Annotated in this window: 15 protein-coding genes, 1 pseudogene and 1 CRISPR repeat array; of the genes and pseudogenes, 9 read left to right on the top strand and 7 right to left on the bottom strand. The window is 46.5% G+C overall.

Translation table 11 applies throughout. From position 1 onward, the window contains the following. Positions 1-139 precede the first annotated feature (139 nt). The 3 genes from nusB to MC7420_RS20930 form a co-directional block, all read right to left on the bottom strand. The gene (gene nusB, locus MC7420_RS20940) at positions 140-781 is read right to left on the bottom strand and encodes a transcription antitermination factor NusB (protein WP_006102706.1); all 642 of its coding nucleotides are present in this window, start codon (positions 779-781) and stop codon (positions 140-142) included. Between the two features lie 94 nt (positions 782-875). Further along, positions 876-1,607: a DUF502 domain-containing protein gene (locus tag MC7420_RS20935; RefSeq protein ID WP_006102773.1), complete on the bottom strand. Its 732-nt coding sequence runs from the start codon at positions 1,605-1,607 to the stop codon at positions 876-878. Positions 1,608-1,998: 391 nt separating this feature from the next. Then, positions 1,999-2,853 carry a glycosyltransferase family 2 protein gene (locus MC7420_RS20930; RefSeq protein WP_006102730.1) on the bottom strand — a complete coding sequence of 285 codons (855 nt, stop codon included), beginning with the start codon at positions 2,851-2,853 and terminating at the stop codon, positions 1,999-2,001. 47 nt (positions 2,854-2,900) lie between these two features. Between MC7420_RS20930 and MC7420_RS43445 the strand changes: the two genes are divergently transcribed. After that, a complete protein-coding gene (locus MC7420_RS43445; RefSeq protein ID WP_269546323.1) occupies positions 2,901-3,029 on the top strand; it encodes a hypothetical protein in 129 nt (42 codons plus the stop codon). A 106-nt stretch (positions 3,030-3,135) separates the two neighbouring features. On the opposite strand, the gene hpsJ-B is transcribed toward MC7420_RS43445, so the two are convergent. Continuing rightward, positions 3,136-3,879, bottom strand: a complete 744-nt coding sequence (gene hpsJ-B / locus MC7420_RS20925; protein ID WP_232231751.1) for a hormogonium polysaccharide biosynthesis protein HpsJ — start codon at positions 3,877-3,879, stop codon at positions 3,136-3,138. A 387-nt stretch (positions 3,880-4,266) separates the two neighbouring features. Between hpsJ-B and pgl the strand changes: the two genes are divergently transcribed. The 8 genes from pgl (at position 4,267) to MC7420_RS20885 (ending at position 13,080) form a co-directional block, all read left to right on the top strand. Continuing rightward, positions 4,267-4,989, top strand: a complete 723-nt coding sequence (gene pgl, locus MC7420_RS20920) for a 6-phosphogluconolactonase (RefSeq protein WP_006102670.1) — start codon at positions 4,267-4,269, stop codon at positions 4,987-4,989. Between the two features lie 206 nt (positions 4,990-5,195). Then, positions 5,196-5,975: an FHA domain-containing protein gene (locus MC7420_RS20915; RefSeq protein WP_006102797.1), complete on the top strand. Its 780-nt coding sequence runs from the start codon at positions 5,196-5,198 to the stop codon at positions 5,973-5,975. 233 nt (positions 5,976-6,208) lie between these two features. After that, a complete protein-coding gene (locus MC7420_RS20910) occupies positions 6,209-6,631 on the top strand; it encodes an FHA domain-containing protein (RefSeq protein ID WP_044208715.1) in 423 nt (140 codons plus the stop codon). 371 nt (positions 6,632-7,002) lie between these two features. Beyond that, positions 7,003-7,323 carry a hypothetical protein gene (locus MC7420_RS20905; protein WP_006102729.1) on the top strand — a complete coding sequence of 107 codons (321 nt, stop codon included), beginning with the start codon at positions 7,003-7,005 and terminating at the stop codon, positions 7,321-7,323. A 142-nt stretch (positions 7,324-7,465) separates the two neighbouring features. After that, positions 7,466-9,553: a dynamin family protein gene (locus MC7420_RS20900; RefSeq protein ID WP_006102811.1), complete on the top strand. Its 2,088-nt coding sequence runs from the start codon at positions 7,466-7,468 to the stop codon at positions 9,551-9,553. 149 nt (positions 9,554-9,702) lie between these two features. Beyond that, complete coding sequence (locus MC7420_RS20895; RefSeq protein ID WP_006102637.1) at positions 9,703-11,781, top strand: dynamin family protein; 2,079 nt, start codon at positions 9,703-9,705, stop codon at positions 11,779-11,781. 177 nt (positions 11,782-11,958) lie between these two features. Next, positions 11,959-12,528 carry a hypothetical protein gene (locus tag MC7420_RS20890; protein WP_006102588.1) on the top strand — a complete coding sequence of 190 codons (570 nt, stop codon included), beginning with the start codon at positions 11,959-11,961 and terminating at the stop codon, positions 12,526-12,528. 174 nt (positions 12,529-12,702) lie between these two features. Beyond that, positions 12,703-13,080 (top strand): Crp/Fnr family transcriptional regulator, encoded by a 378-nt coding sequence (locus MC7420_RS20885; protein ID WP_006102727.1) that lies wholly within the window; start codon positions 12,703-12,705, stop codon positions 13,078-13,080. Between the two features lie 124 nt (positions 13,081-13,204). Beyond that, positions 13,205-13,751: direct repeats of the CRISPR family, unit length 37 nt; unit sequence GTTTCAATCCCGTTGCCGGGATTCATTATAAGGAAAC. Positions 13,752-13,956: 205 nt separating this feature from the next. On the opposite strand, the gene cas2 is transcribed toward MC7420_RS20885, so the two are convergent. From cas2 to MC7420_RS43890, 3 genes and pseudogenes are all read right to left on the bottom strand, one after another. Next, positions 13,957-14,256, bottom strand: a complete 300-nt coding sequence (gene cas2 / locus MC7420_RS20880; RefSeq protein ID WP_006102598.1) for a CRISPR-associated endonuclease Cas2 — start codon at positions 14,254-14,256, stop codon at positions 13,957-13,959. Positions 14,257-14,401: 145 nt separating this feature from the next. Continuing rightward, entirely contained in the window at positions 14,402-14,641 is a 240-nt protein-coding gene (locus tag MC7420_RS43895; RefSeq protein ID WP_315897235.1) for a CRISPR-associated endonuclease Cas1, read from the bottom strand. A gap of 27 nt (positions 14,642-14,668) precedes the next feature. Next, positions 14,669-14,833: pseudogene (locus MC7420_RS43890) on the bottom strand (CRISPR-associated protein Cas4); the annotation flags it as partial. Position 14,834 lies beyond the last annotated feature (1 nt).

The following is a 14,834-nucleotide window of genomic DNA, read 5'->3' as shown; positions in this document are numbered from 1 at the left end:
GCACCTAATTAGAGATAGTTGTGAGTTGTCAGTTTTGAGCTTGCTTTCAAGGGAAGCGAGTATGACAAAGGACAAAGGACAAAGGACAAAGGACAAAGGACGAATGACGATCCTCGTTCACCTGGGCTAACCGACTTACTTAACTTATTTCTAGAGCTGAAGACTCCGACTCATTTATGCAGGTAGTGACGCGCCGCAACACGCCATTCACAAATCGATGCCCTTCTTGATCGCTGTAGCGTTTAGCCAGTTCTATGGCTTCGTTAATAGCTACCCGATCAGGAATCCCTAAAAATGCCATTTCTGCCACCGCTATTCGCAAAATATCGCGGTCAATACGGGGTAAGCGATTGATTTGCCAATCTTTGAGTGATTTAACCAGTATTTCGTCAATTTCGACTTGCCTACGACGAATCGCCTGTAGAATTTCTATCGCATAAGCCCGCACGTCGGCTTGATTCGCAAGCTGAATCATTTCCGGGATTTCTACCGCGACACCGATACGGTTAATCGCCTTCTGAGTCAGTTCAATGGCTTCAGCAACCATCGTTTTGGAACTTCGCACGTCGATCGCCCGGGTTTCACTACCAAGGAGGCGATCGCTCCCACGTTTGAGTTCGGCTGAGGCTGTTTCTAAGGCTTCGTTAATTTCATCGGTTAGAGTCCTCACGGCGACTAATACCATCTGGCTCAGTTGTTTTTCATCAAGCTGTTCCGGTTCACGAGACATCTGAGAGAGACCTAAAAGTGCCAGTTCACGAGCAATTCTGCGGGGTTGCATGGTTTTGTCCTTTGTCCTTTGTTCTACTAGCTCCCGAAAAGAAGCTAGCTATGTACATCAATAACCCTCTTCCCCAATCCCTAATTACTAGGAACTAGGAACTTTCTTCCGTGGGTAACATCTGCTGTTGCAGCATATCTGATAGAGGTTGCTCTCGCTTCGTCTTGCCGTATGGCATCTGGAGGGGTACACCCATGGATTCACTCGGTCCAACAATTCCACCAGAGATTAGTACCTTAAAGGCATCTTCGATGGACATGGAAAGATTAATCACTTCCGTTTCCGGCACAATAGCATACCATCCGGTGGTCGGATTCGGAGTGGTGGGGATAAAAATATTCAACATGGTGTCGTTGAGTTTGCCTTGAATTTCACCCGTTGCTGTCCCCGTGACGAAGGCGAGCGCCCACATTCCCTGACGCGGATACTCTACCAAAATCACCCGCCGAAATTTACTGCTGGAATCCTTAAGCAAGGTTTCCAATAACTGTTTGAGTGTTTTATAGACTGATCCAGCCAGGGGAATTGCCTGCAACACTCGTTCTCCTAAATCCAGCAACCACCGCCCGACAATATTACGTGCCATTAAGCCAATCAGTAGAATGCACAGGAGGGGCACCGTTAGCCCTACCAGTAAATTCAAGAGATTGACCAAAATGGGGTGGAGGTTATTATAGGGGTTGAGTTGCTTAGGGATACGGGTAAGAAAATTGATCACCCAATTGGCGATGGTAATCGTCAGCCAGATTGTGGTAGCGAGGGGAATCACTACTAGGAGACCGGCGATTAGGTCGTTTTTTAAGTCCTGCTTGAAGCGTTGGATCACAGAGTATTGATTCTCCTTACAATGGCTCTTAAACGTCTGTCATTGCTCTCTCAATTACTGGTATAAGCTGTTGAAACCTTGACCTGATCACGGCAATCACCGCCAGCTTTCCCAGCCGTTGAGGGGGATGAACTCCTGCTCAACCCCCTTTTGCTGCCCCAGTGAAGCAGTACTCCTGGTCGAGGGTTCTATCTTTAGTTGTAAAGCTTGTTAAGAATTGTTGCAAGTATTGATATCTCGATTTAAGCTTGTTCAAGGGGGGTGTACGGTTAACTATCTTAAAAAACTTGTATCACACCTTACAGTTTATCTAACTGTGGGGGTTTGGGGGAGCAATAAGACCGAGGTGAATCAATACAACATAGGCTAATAGTTCTTGATCTGTTGGTCTTCAGAAAGAGAGTTGGGAATCGGTTCCCTCAATGGTGGGCAGTTGTTCATCCTTAAGTTCCCAAACCTTGAGGGTAATTAGATATTCATAAAATGCCTGTAAGGTACACCAAGTAAAGCCAGCGCGTCCATCCAAGAAGCCTCCGAGGAAAATGTACATATAGAGAAAGCGTAGTAATGGACGAAAGGGCAAGCGTAACGACAGATCTTTAAGAGCATGACGCCGTTCTACTTCCGATCGCCCCAGCAGCAACGCTCCCCAGTTGACAGTGCCTTGTTCAAGCTGGCGTAAGGTTTCCCGGGCTTCATCGGTGGAGTAACGGTTGTGTTTTTCAATCCAACGGCTAAACCCCTTACTACAGGTATAGTGAGGGTAGGTTTCTTGCAAAAACCCTGTAGATCCATGACAGACTTCTCGTTCTGTATGACCATAATCGGTAAACCAGACTTGACCTTTTCGCAGTAAACGAAGTTGGTAACGGGGATACTGAGTACAGTGACGAATCCATCGATTCATGAACATCACCCGTTCGGCGACATAGTATCCCACGTACTGGTTGTCCTTTATCGCCTCTAGGCATTCAGCAAATAGGGCTGGGGTCATCCGTTCATCGGCTTCTAGGATGTAAGCCCATTCATACTTAGTCGGGAGGTTCTCCAGCATCCAAGTACGCTGACGCCCATGACTTTCAAAGGGATGAGATACAACTCGCACAGGATAACGTTGGGCAAATTCTACCGTGCGATCGCTACTACACGAATCCACCACAATGATGTCATCCGAGAGCCGCGCTGAGTTGATGCACGCTTCAATATCTCGTTCTTCGTTGTAGGTGAGGATATAAATCGAGAACATGTCAAAGGTTGTAAAAAAATGAGTCTAGCTAAAGCGGTTTGCTGAAATTGAGAACCCCAATCCGCCTCAATGCCAATCGTAACCGATGGCACATAAAAGCAGAACTGGGGATTACCTACAGCAGTTGGCAACTGGCTCAAATAGAGGTTATTTGTTATCTCGGAATGGGTGATTAGGACGCTTTGGTGTATCTTCTTTGAATCGTAAATCTCGATCAACTGACAATTTAGAGACTATTATCAAACCTTTTTGCCTGTTGCTCGCATAGCAATGACTTGCAGATTAACTGCTCAAGTTCCGCAATCCCATCCAGCCAATGATGCTGTAGCCAATGGCTAACAGTAAGCTGCTTAAACCGATGCGGATACCTCTTTTTAATGCCTCAGTTCGGGCGCGTTGCTCAAGTTCTTGTCTACGACTGCGGATTTGAGTCTGAGCTTGCTCAGTTCTTTGAGCGATCGCTTCGGGATCTGTTTTAAGCGCCTGCAATTGTTCTCGGAGTGCCTGGAGTCGCTGGAGTTGCTCTCCTTGAGCTTGACCGCTTTCAATGGCTTGGTCTAGTCGTTCTAGCTGTTGTGGATCTTCAAGCAGAGTATCAATTTGCTGAACTTGCGTTTCCAGTTGGGTTTCAGCTTGCTGGGCTTGCTGAGTAATCTGTTCTATCGCTTGATTGCTTTGGATGCGGACATTGTTAAAGTGCAAGGGGACAAGCAACAGGAATAGTAAACCCAATAGGCTGGAGAGTAAAAATGCCCAGAATCTCAAGTCCGTTATTGACGATTTTCGCTCCGGTAATGAGCCACCACTGTTATTGCTGATCCAAGATCCTGTTACCAAAAAGGCAATTCCCACCATCGGGATAACACCCCGATCAACGAGCTGGGTGGTTAAATTAAGCTGCCATTCATTCTGAAGGGGGCTAACACCAGGAGAGGGAATAATCAGGATCAGATAATCCAACAGGGACGATAGGATCATGATCAATCCGACTATCTTAAGTGCTAAACCCGCGAACGAAGAATACATAGTACTACTTTTCATTGAACCTGATTCCGCGACGGATACCCCATCGTCTTACGTTGGGTCCGAAATCGCGCCCACTATGGTTTACAAGCAGGTTTTTAATGGTGAGAAACCCAGGAACCTGCAAAACCTGTTTTAGTCCCAACGATACCACTTTGCGTTACTAAGGCAAGTCCTTAGCAATCCCCGCCGTCTACACAGTGGAGTAGTGGAATTTTTTACCCTAGAACCGAGTGTACCCCATACGGTATGGGACAATTAGGGTTCATGTATGACTTGCCCATATTAACTCATGGATATTTGAATGATTACCCTAGGGGTCTACTGCAATTATCCAACGAAACGGGCGGCTAGACCAAGTTACCTGTTGAGCCGGAGGAGCACAGATTGATGAAGAAAATTGTCGAAGTTTTGCCTGATAAAGCCGCGCTGATTGAGCGATCGCGTGATGTTGTCCTCACGAAGATACAGGAGGCAATCCAACGCTCAGGGCGCTGTACCCTGGCTTTAGCGGGGGGCGGTACACCCAAGCCCCTCTATGAAGCCCTAGCTAGCCAGAATCTACCCTGGGATAAACTGCACATCTTTTGGGGTGATGAACGCTATGTTCCAGCCGATCACCCGGATAGCAATCAAGCGATGGCGCGTCAGGCTTGGTTGGATCACGTTGATATTCCAGCCACGAATATTCACCCCATTCCCACAGACGGAGAGTCTCCGGAAGCAGATGCCTCGAAGCATGATACTCAACTGGGGGAGTTCTTTGGTGTAGCCGCTGACGAGTTTCCCCAATTTGATCTGATCTTATTGGGTATTGGTGACGACGCGCATACGGCATCTTTATTTCCTCATACCCAAGCGCTACAGGTTTGCGATCGCCGGATTACTTTGGGCAATAAAGAGGGTCAACCTCGGATCACTTTTACTGTACCCTTGATTAACCAAGCCCATTGCGTGATGTTTCTGGTGGCGGGGGCGGGTAAGCAACCTGCGTTGGCTCAAATCTTCGCGGCTGAGGCTGACCCCTTGACCTATCCGGCGCGGTTTATTCAGCCTCAAGGGGAATTGTGGTGGCTTTTAGATCAGCAAGCCGGTCAAGCGGTGAAAGGCTAATGCTCATTTCCACGACAGAGAATCCGTGAGCCTGATGTAACAAGTTATTAAGGTAGAACGGTTAACTGTGTTTTGATGAAGGAGGAAGGCTCATGCTGACTCGAAGGATTTCGGCGGTTTTGTCCTCAGTAGAAACGTTGCATGCAACGTCTCTACGTGAAACCGCTTTTGTTGCTAATTTTGAATGCGTGAATCTTGAATAGCTTATGATTGTTTGCCCTAACTGCAATCACCAAAATCCAGACGGTGCGACTCAATGCGAAGCCTGCTATACACCTTTACCGGCAAGCATGAGTTGTCCCAACTGTGGTACAACAGTTCAAACAGACGCTAGCTTCTGCGGTCAATGTGGTTTTAACCTGAAAGCCAGTGGCTCAACGGGAAGCCCAGATACACCAGCTCCAGTGTCGGTTCCCGATGTACCCGATTTAGACCCCCCTGACCCTCTAATTGAACCCGAACCTCTTTCAATGAGTTCCCAATCACCCATCCCTGACCCGCAACCCGATCCCCCTCCTGATCTACCCGTTACCCAGGTTGGTCAATCCGGAACGACAACAGAAGAAGAAGAAAAGCCAGCCCCACCGGAGCCGGAAACAGAACCCCCTCCGCCCCCTGTAGCCACACCAAAGCTAGGTAGTGTCACACAGTTGCAGGTGCAGTCCGTTTATCTGCTGCATCTACAAACCCAGACCAAAATGGAACTCCCCTCCCATCTGAGTGTGATTCATATCGGTAAACCTAACGATCAGATTCCCCCTGATATTGATGTGTCTGGCTTTCCGAATTCTGAGATTGTTTCACGAGTTCATGCAGATATTCGTGTTGAGGGAGATACCTACTATCTTGAAGATGTGGGCAGCGCCAATGGAACATACATCAACCATACGCCGTTACCGAAAGGTGATCGCCATCGCTTACGCAAAGGCGATCGCATTAGCCTAGGCAAAGGGGACATGGTAACGTTTTTGTTCCAAGTGTCCTGAGTCGCTTGCCTATGTACTGAAGCTGAGGGGGGTTAATCATAAAAAGCCTGATTTACAGGTAAATTCTATAATGTTTCCGGAAAAATCTTTTACCGTGTTGACTCCTGACCATTGACAAATAGTTAGGGTTGATCGATGGTATCCCTCAAGGACAACCTGTTCTAGACTCATGGGACACTCTAGAAGTATTCAGTCAGTCGAAAGGACCCACGTTTTTGAATGATGTAATACCGGTGATTACTCTGACCCTGCTGCATCCTCTCCAGTCCGTACCTGTTCAAAGTTGGCCCTTTAAATCGGAATCGGTGATTCGGATTGGGCGGTCTACGGATAATGATGTCATTTTATACAGCGCCGTCGTTTCACGTCACCATGTTGAACTTCGGCGGAATGGTTCAGGTTGGCGAATTATCAGCTTAGGTGCTAACGGAACCTATATCGATGGAAAACGCATTACCCAGACGCCGGTTGTGGATGGGATGATTATCCGTCTAGCTAGTTCAGGACCGAAAATTCAGATTCATCTGCATGACGACATCCGTCCTGTAGAATCGTCAACTCATGCCAAAAAGCGCACGTCTTCTGGTAAGGGTATGCTCGATCAATCTAAAGAAACCCTGGTTGATGCTGAACATCAGCCAACCCAACAAGAATAGTGATCTAAGTAGGGCTTGCTGCACAAAGCCAAAACCATTAACAATCAATACTTTGAGCTTTATTGACAGAGGGTTTGATTCAAGGAAATCGGGTAGCATCCTTCATAAGTCTGGCATCACCTTGCTCAAGACAAATGTACCCTTGCTCCCCCAGCTTCCCCATCTCCCCCAGCTCCCCCAGCTCCCCCAGCTCCCCCAGCTCCCGGAATGGAGGTTTGCCCTAAAGTTTTTTTAACCGGATCTAGCAGATGCTGAGGCTCTAAGGTTAAAGTAAGAGAAAATTTATGATGAATACGAGTCAGCTAAATTGCTAGGGACTTTTAACCTTTTTATAACCTATTGTGATCGATCTGAGATTAGGATGAACTGACATGACTTCTCCCAATAATGAAGACCGAGAGCTTCAGCGCCGGGAACACGATCTGATCCAACGAGAGCGAGAACTCCGACTACGCGAACTGGAAGCGGAAATTAATCAACCTCCTCTCTACCAAACCGTTAAGCATGAGCAACCAGAAGGAAAGCTGCAACGGTGGGGGAGAAAGCTAGTGATGTTCGGTAAGTTCTTAGCCTTTGTCGTGGCGGCGGTTCTGGTTGTACGGGTGAGTGCTGCGATCGCGACGATTATGATTATCGGTGTTATTGGCTTTATTGGCTATAAGATTTTCCTCGAAGGCGATAAGAAGTCTTAGGGAACAGGGAATTTAACTCTTGCATTTGATCGGGGCGGGTTTAGTTAAGTTAGAGGTTTTCTCCTGAACGTTATCGGTCAAACCCGCCCCTACACACTCAAACCTGCCTTCATCTCACCCAAAGCGTGAATCAGAAAAAACTATGAGCTATACCGCAGATAATACCAGCTTACTCAGGGATTTGGAGCGAGTGGTGAGAGTGCGCCATCAAGCGGCGACGCATCTGAGTCAAATTGCCAAACGGCTAAACCAAGCCGAATTGGACGCTGAAGAAACCTCCGGTAAATTGAGTCTAGAACGGGAAAGCGAAGATATCCAGATTGCCAGTGACAATTTGCAGAAGGGTTTATTTCGGCTGCTGGTATTGGGAGACTTGAAACGAGGTAAGAGTACGTTCCTCAATGCCTTGATTGGTGAGAAGTTATTGCCAGCCGATGTGAATCCTTGTACAGCGCTACTGACAGTTTTGCGCTACGGAACTCAAAAAAAAGTCACGGTTTATTTTAAAGGGGATAAACCACCAGAATCCCTCGATTTCGCCAGTTTTAAGCAAAATTATACCATCGATCCAACCGAAGCCAAACGCCTGGAGGCTGAGAACAGTTCGGCATTTCCCGACGTTGACTATGCCGTTGTCGAATATCCCTTGCCCCTCTTAGAAAAAGGGATTGAAATTGTGGATAGTCCGGGGCTGAACGATACCGAAACCCGGAATGAATTATCACTCAACTATATCCATAACTGCCACGCTATCTTGTTTGTCTTCAGGGCGATGCAGCCTTGTACATTGGAAGAACGCCGCTATTTAGAAAATTACATTAAAGGGCGCGGATTAACGGTTTTCTTTCTAATTAACGCTTGGGATGAAATCGGCAAAGGATTGATTGATCCGGATGATCCCGATGAACTTGAAGAAGCACAAAATCGGTTACGCACCGTATTCCAAACCTATCTAACTGATTACTGTCAAAAAGATGGACAGAATCGCTATGAGGAACGAGTGTTTGAGCTTTCCTCCCTGGAAGCCTTGCGGCGGCGGGTGAAAGATGCAGAGGATTCCCTAGAAGGAACAGGATTCCCAGCATTTTTAGGGGCGCTGAATACCTTTTTGACCCAAGAACGCGCCGTGGCACAATTACGCCAAGCGAGAACGTTGGCGCGTCAAGTTTATAGCCGTACTCACGAAGCGATTGAACGGCGAATTCCCTTACTAGACCAAGATATTCAGGAATTAAAACAACGGATTCAGGGGGTTGAACCGGAGTTTGAGCAATTAACCCAAATCCGCGATCAATTCCAGGATGAAATTCGGATGATGCGGGATACAAAAGTTAAAGCGGTGGCGGATTCGTTTCGCACTTATGTGCTGAACTTAGAAAAGACATTTGAATCTGATTTCTTACGCTATCAGCCCACAATTGACTTTCTGGAGTTCTTGCAAGCGGAGAGACGGGAGGCGTTTAATGCGGCATTAAAGCAAGCGTTTGAGCAGTATATTCAGGATAAATTAGCTGAGTGGGAACGCACGGCGGAGGAGTATTTACAAGAGGGGTTTTCCCAACTTGCCCAAAGTGCCGCTAACTATGGCGCAACCTATAATCAAATTGTTGATTCCATGACTGAGAAGTTAATTGGACAAACGATACCGTCAGGCGTTCGGGTTGATGCAGGGGAAGAGTCACCCACTTGGGCAAAATGGGCGATGGGGTTTTTCTCCTTAGCGTCAGGAAATGTGGCGGGTGTGGCGTTAGCGGCGGCTGGGTTTACTTGGCAAAATATCCTGGTGAATTGGTTAGCGGTAATTGGGATTAGCAGCTTTTTATTAATTTTTACGGGGCTGACGTTTTGGAATCCTATTGGATTAGCGTTGATGGGTTTGGGTGTGGGCGCACTGCAAGCCGAACAAGCCCGCAAAGAGGTGATTAAAGCGACAAAAAAAGAGTTTGTGAAATATTTACCGCAACTCAGTCAGGAACAACAAGAACCGATTCGTCAAGCGGTGAAAGATTGTTTTGATAGTTACGAACGGGAAGTAATTCAACGCCTTAATGATGATATTAAATCCCGTCAAGCCGAGTTAGATAACTTGCTGGAGCAAAAAGAATCTCGTGAGATTAATCGGCAAACTGAGTTAAAACGGTTGAGAGGTTTAGATGCTGATATTTTAGCTGAATGTCGGCAGGTTGAATCTGTGTATGAGGAGTTATTGTTAGTACCGGGTGAAATTTAAGCACATGGTAGGGTGGGCAATGCCCACCTATTTTATCAGTTGTAGGGGCGGGTTTTACCGATAAGGTTTTACCAAAAACCGATAACTTGACTAAACCCGCCCTTCTCTCAGATAACTTGGTATGAACATAGTTAAGGGAAAAATAACCAATGAGTTACAAAATAGAAACAGACAGTTTCCTGAATAATTTAGAGCGAGTTGCTAAAGTGCGATCGCAAGTTGCCAGGAGTCTGGGTGAAATCGCCCAAACCCTGGAACAGGGGGAAACCCTGGGCAAGGATACCTCCGGCAGTTTGGGGTTGGAACGGGATATTGATGATTTAAGCCGAGCCAGTACAAATTTAAAACAAGGTGTATTCAGATTGCTGGTTTTGGGTGATATGAAACGGGGCAAAAGTACGTTTCTGAATGCCTTAATTGGCGAGAACTTATTACCCTCCGATGTGAATCCCTGTACCGCCTTATTAACCGTTTTGCGGTATGGGACAGAAAAAAAAGTTACCGTTCATTTTAATGATGGCACACCCCCGGAAGATATTGACTTTAAAAGTTTTAAGCGCCGCTACACAATTGACCCCGCCGAAGCCAAACAACTGGAACAACAGAAGAAACAGGCATTCCCTAATGTTGATTATGCTGTCGTAGAGTATCCCTTACCGTTATTACAAAAAGGTATCGAAATCGTCGATAGCCCTGGACTTAATGATACCGAAGCCCGGAACGAGTTATCTCTGGGATATATCAATAATTGCCATGCGATTTTATTTGTACTGCGAGCAACTCAGCCTTGTACCTTGGCTGAACGCCGTTATTTAGAGAATTATATTAAGGATCGGGGATTATCAGTTTTCTTTTTAATTAATGCTTGGGATCAGATTCGCGAAAGTTTGATTGATCCAGATGATACCGAAGAATTAGAAGAATCGGAAGATAAAGTGCGGCGTGTATTTCGAGCTAACTTAGCCGATTACTGTCAAGTTGATGGGCATGATATTTATGATGAACGGGTGTTTGAGATTTCCGCGATTAAAGCGCTGCGGTTACGAGTGAAGCAGCCAACGGCGTCTCTGGAAGGAACCGGATTTCCGGAGTTTCTGGGTGCATTAAGTACATTTTTGACCAGCGAACGCGCCGTGGCTGAATTCCGCCAAGCCAGAACCTTGGCGCGTCAAGGGTATAGTCATGTGCGGGAAGCGATTGAACGGCGGATTCCGTTGCTGGAACAGGATGTTCAGGAGTTAAAAGAACGGATTAATTCCGTAGAACCTGAATTTAAGAAGCTGAATGATATCTGTCAGCAATTCCAAGCTGAAATCAAATCGGTACGGGATAGTAAGGCAAAAGCGGTGGCTGATTCCTTCCGCACATACACTTTAAATTTGGGGAATACGTTTGAAGCCGATTTCATGCAGTATCAGCCGGATTTTCAATTCATGGATTTTTTGAGTCGAGGGAGACGGGAAGCCTTTGAAGCTGGACTGCAACAGGCATTTGAGCGGTATATAAATGATAAATTATCTGCCTGGAGTTTAATTGCCGAAAAAGAGATGGATGGGGCGTTTTTGCAGTTATCGAAAAGTGCAGCAAATTATGGTGCATCCTATACCAAGGTGACGGAGAAAATTACCGAAAAGTTAACCGGACAACGCATCTCTCCGGTGATTGGGACAACCCCAGAAGATAATGCTCCCGCTTGGGCAAAATGGGCAGCGGGACTCTTTTCCTTAGCAAGAGGAAATATTGCCGGGGTAGCCATGGCGGGGGCGGGGTTTGATTGGAAAAATATCGCTCTTAATTTTATTACGGTGATGGGTGTCGGGGCGATGATTACAGCGGTTTCAGGGGTGGTTTTAGGACCCGTGGGATTGGCATTATTAGGGTTAGGGGTTGGGGTTGTGCAAGCAGATCAAGCGCGGAAAGAGTTGGTGAAAGCGGCGAAGAAAGAGTTAGTTAAATATTTGCCTCAAGTCGCACGAGAACAATGGCAACCGATTCACGATGCGGTGAAAGAATGCTTTGATGTGTATGAGCGAGAAGTGACGGAACGGATGAATGATGATATTAATGCTCGCAAGTCAGAGTTGGATAATTTAATCGCTCAAAAAGAGTCCCATGAGATTAATAATGGGGCAGAATTAGAGCGGTTGAAGACATTAGAGACAGATGTGTCATCGGAAGTGGAACGAATTGAGGCGGCGTATCAGACGTTGTTGGTAGAAGCGAGTTGAGGGATGAAATACTTTTCACAATCTTCGAGGAAGGTGTGTAGGGGCGGGTTTCACTACTATCGTTTTTTACCGCACCCCTAAGTGACTAAACCCGCTCCGACTAAGTTTTAAGTAACCCAAAATTGCCCTATCTCTCGGTTCCCTAACCAATGACAAATCACCAATCACCAATCACCAATGGAAAATATGAGAAATTTGCCCCCTTTTATTCCTTACCCCACTGCATGGCTAAGTGCCGTTCTTTTAATTCTGCTCTTTCGGGGAATTTCGGTGATTATCCGGATTATCCTCTCAATCTTACAACTGGGTGATTCTCTGATGGTGATTGCCCCGAAGTGGCGATTCTTGTTATATTTTGTTACGTTACTCTCACCAATAGTAATTATCGCCGTTACTCATCACTGGCTGCACATCGTTCTTGACCGATTTTTCCCAAATACGCGATCGCAGGAAATGGCTGAAGTGACGGGAATTGTCCCGACACTCATGAGTTGGTGGGAAGGCTTCTATGGGTGGATGGCGATTACACTGGCATTTGTGGTGAGTCAAATGATTCAGATTATCTTCCTTCCTCAGATGGGTTCTTTGTATGATACGTTGGCGTGGTGGGATGAATTGAGGGATTTATTCACCTTACCCACCTTGTATCGATTAGTTACGGCGGCGTATCTGTATCAGTTGGAATATCTGGTGCGCCAGCATTTGCTAGCCGTGGGATCAGATCAATCGAATGAGTCGCCGCAGTGAGGTTTTACCGATAATGCTTTAGCTCAAGGGCGGGTTTAATGATATCTGGGTACAACCGAAGCGATAATAGTGAAACCCGCCCCTACAAACCATGTCTTCTACCTTTGGCTAGATATTGTTTTTTGTCCGCTTGCGGTATATTCTCAAAACATCAAATGATCTGGCATACAGACCATGTTAGAACCCGCAAACACAGTCAGCATCTTACAACAACAGGCTGAACCTAAGACATTTTCTGCCGATCAGGTTATTTTCCAAGAAGGTGATCCAGCGAACTATATGTATGGCATATTGGATGGAGAAGTCAACATCTCTGTCAATGGTAAAATTGTGGAAACCATCGGCAAGGGTGAGGTGTTTGGTACCGGAACATTGATTGGAGTAGACGACAGAACCTATAGCGCGATCGCGAAAACAGATTGTACTTTGGCATTTCTGGATCAGCAGCGATTCCTGTTTGCGGTTCAGGAAACACCAATGTTTGCCTTGAATGTGATGAAAAGTTATTCCGAACGCCTCGATCGCTTAACTCATAGTATCATGTCAGATTGAATCCTCTTAAGTCGCTCAGTTTGAGATAATAAGGCACGATAGTATCGTGTCCCTACATCAGGGATAATTGATGGGGTAGGGGCACGGCAATGCCGTGCCCTAATCTAGCGGAATTCAACTGAGGGTTTCAATCCCGTTGCCGGGATTCATTATAAGGAAACTCAACACGCGGAGTATTCGGCTTGAATCTGCCCGTTTCAATCCCGTTGCCGGGATTCATTATAAGGAAACCTCTGAGATCACGGTATTTCCTTTTTTGTGGGTGTTTCAATCCCGTTGCCGGGATTCATTATAAGGAAACATGGTGTGAGATTGTGCCGTGCTAAAAATGATGAGTTCCAGTTTCAATCCCGTTGCCGGGATTCATTATAAGGAAACACGGCGTGAAGATAGAAGCTGTTAAAGTTCCCACCAGTTTCAATCCCGTTGCCGGGATTCATTATAAGGAAACCAAGCACAGGTAATCCAGAAGCCAAAGCACCCGTAACGTTTCAATCCCGTTGCCGGGATTCATTATAAGGAAACTACCAGGTAGGAATATCCCAGACCAGCGATTTAGTGTTTCAATCCCGTTGCCGGGATTCATTATAAGGAAACCTGGCGTAAGTGGGGCGGGTTCAGTTGAGGATTCGGAGTTTCAATCCCGTTGCCGGGATTCATTATAAGGAAACCCCGCCCTCTGAAACCCTTTCTAGCCGGGACTCCCACAGCCACTTTTGACGGCAGACGGAATCCAGGAGCTGAAATGGACTTTTTGCTTTTTTTGCCCTTTTCCAAAAACGGCTGAAATCTTTAATTGTCAAGGTTCCTAGCGTTTTGACGGCAAACCGGGTTTTTCGCCCCCGCTTCGTCCCGTCAAAAATCAGCTTATTCACATCATAGAATGAGTGTCTCCGCTTGTCGAGGTTTTTCTGATCCGTAGGTAATCGTTTTCCGTACCGCACCCGCATCCAACACATAAATGCGAACTGAATCCTCTGCGGGCTTAATCAACTTCTCAACCCTCACCTTGAGTTTAGCAAACTGCACACCTGTCAGAAAACACTCAAACACACTGTACTGCGTGCGCGTGCCATACCCACAAAGCAAATCATGCAACCGCTTGCGCCGCTTATTCGCCGCCTTATTATCCGGCAAATCATAGACAATCAGATAAAATAACGTCTGGTTCTTCATCGAAGACTCAACGGTGGATACACCACCCCCTCCTGTAAATGACGACTCAACAGACGCGCCTGTAACTCCACCCCACGGCGATAAGTACATTGATACCCAAACACCGGATGCTTAAACTCCGAGGTCATCTTTCGTTCAAACGCCTCTAAAAAGGATTTTCGTCCCGTATCCGAAAGCCGATACGCCCCCAAACTTGGTCAAGAGTTGTTTGTTCCTGAACCAACAGCTTGCGCTGCTTCAGGGGACTATTTTTCTGCCCATATCGATACAAAACATTATGCTGATTATGAATTTTCGTCGTAATAATTGCCTTGACTAATTCCAGCCTACGTGCATCATCGCGATGAACATCATATTGGGTTCGTAGTCGGCACTTTAGTGCCATCAGCGCTAAAGCGCTTACTACAAACGGTGTGCGTTCTTCCAAACACAACGCCGCCCCACACAACTGAAAATGGTCATTCAAATGCCGAGCCATGCGCCCCTTTTTATACTCCAAGGGAATCAGCTCACCCTCCCGTTCTTCCACCGCATCAATTACACCATTAATCAACAAGCGATCGCTCCACACCCATTGT

The sequence above is a fragment of the Coleofasciculus chthonoplastes PCC 7420 genome (assembly GCF_000155555.1).
GTDB lineage: Bacteria > Cyanobacteriota > Cyanobacteriia > Cyanobacteriales > Coleofasciculaceae > Coleofasciculus > Coleofasciculus chthonoplastes_A.
This window is presented reverse-complemented; position numbering and strand designations above follow the sequence as displayed.

What these genes read in the sequence shown, in the direction of transcription:
- nusB (WP_006102706.1), bottom strand. Translation starts at nt 781, where the DNA reads ATGCAACCCCGCAGAATTGCTCGTGAACTGGCACTTTTAGGTCTCTCT.
- MC7420_RS20930 (WP_006102730.1), bottom strand. Translation starts at nt 2,853, where the DNA reads ATGTTCTCGATTTATATCCTCACCTACAACGAAGAACGAGATATTGAA.
- hpsJ-B (WP_232231751.1), bottom strand. Translation starts at nt 3,879, where the DNA reads ATGTATTCTTCGTTCGCGGGTTTAGCACTTAAGATAGTCGGATTGATC.
- pgl (WP_006102670.1), top strand. Translation starts at nt 4,267, where the DNA reads ATGAAGAAAATTGTCGAAGTTTTGCCTGATAAAGCCGCGCTGATTGAG.
- MC7420_RS20915 (WP_006102797.1), top strand. Translation starts at nt 5,196, where the DNA reads ATGATTGTTTGCCCTAACTGCAATCACCAAAATCCAGACGGTGCGACT.
- MC7420_RS20905 (WP_006102729.1), top strand. Translation starts at nt 7,003, where the DNA reads ATGACTTCTCCCAATAATGAAGACCGAGAGCTTCAGCGCCGGGAACAC.
- MC7420_RS20900 (WP_006102811.1), top strand. Translation starts at nt 7,466, where the DNA reads ATGAGCTATACCGCAGATAATACCAGCTTACTCAGGGATTTGGAGCGA.
- MC7420_RS20895 (WP_006102637.1), top strand. Translation starts at nt 9,703, where the DNA reads ATGAGTTACAAAATAGAAACAGACAGTTTCCTGAATAATTTAGAGCGA.
- MC7420_RS20890 (WP_006102588.1), top strand. Translation starts at nt 11,959, where the DNA reads ATGGAAAATATGAGAAATTTGCCCCCTTTTATTCCTTACCCCACTGCA.
- MC7420_RS20885 (WP_006102727.1), top strand. Translation starts at nt 12,703, where the DNA reads ATGTTAGAACCCGCAAACACAGTCAGCATCTTACAACAACAGGCTGAA.
- cas2 (WP_006102598.1), bottom strand. Translation starts at nt 14,256, where the DNA reads ATGAAGAACCAGACGTTATTTTATCTGATTGTCTATGATTTGCCGGAT.
- MC7420_RS43895 (WP_315897235.1), bottom strand. Translation starts at nt 14,641, where the DNA reads ATGGCACTAAAGTGCCGACTACGAACCCAATATGATGTTCATCGCGAT.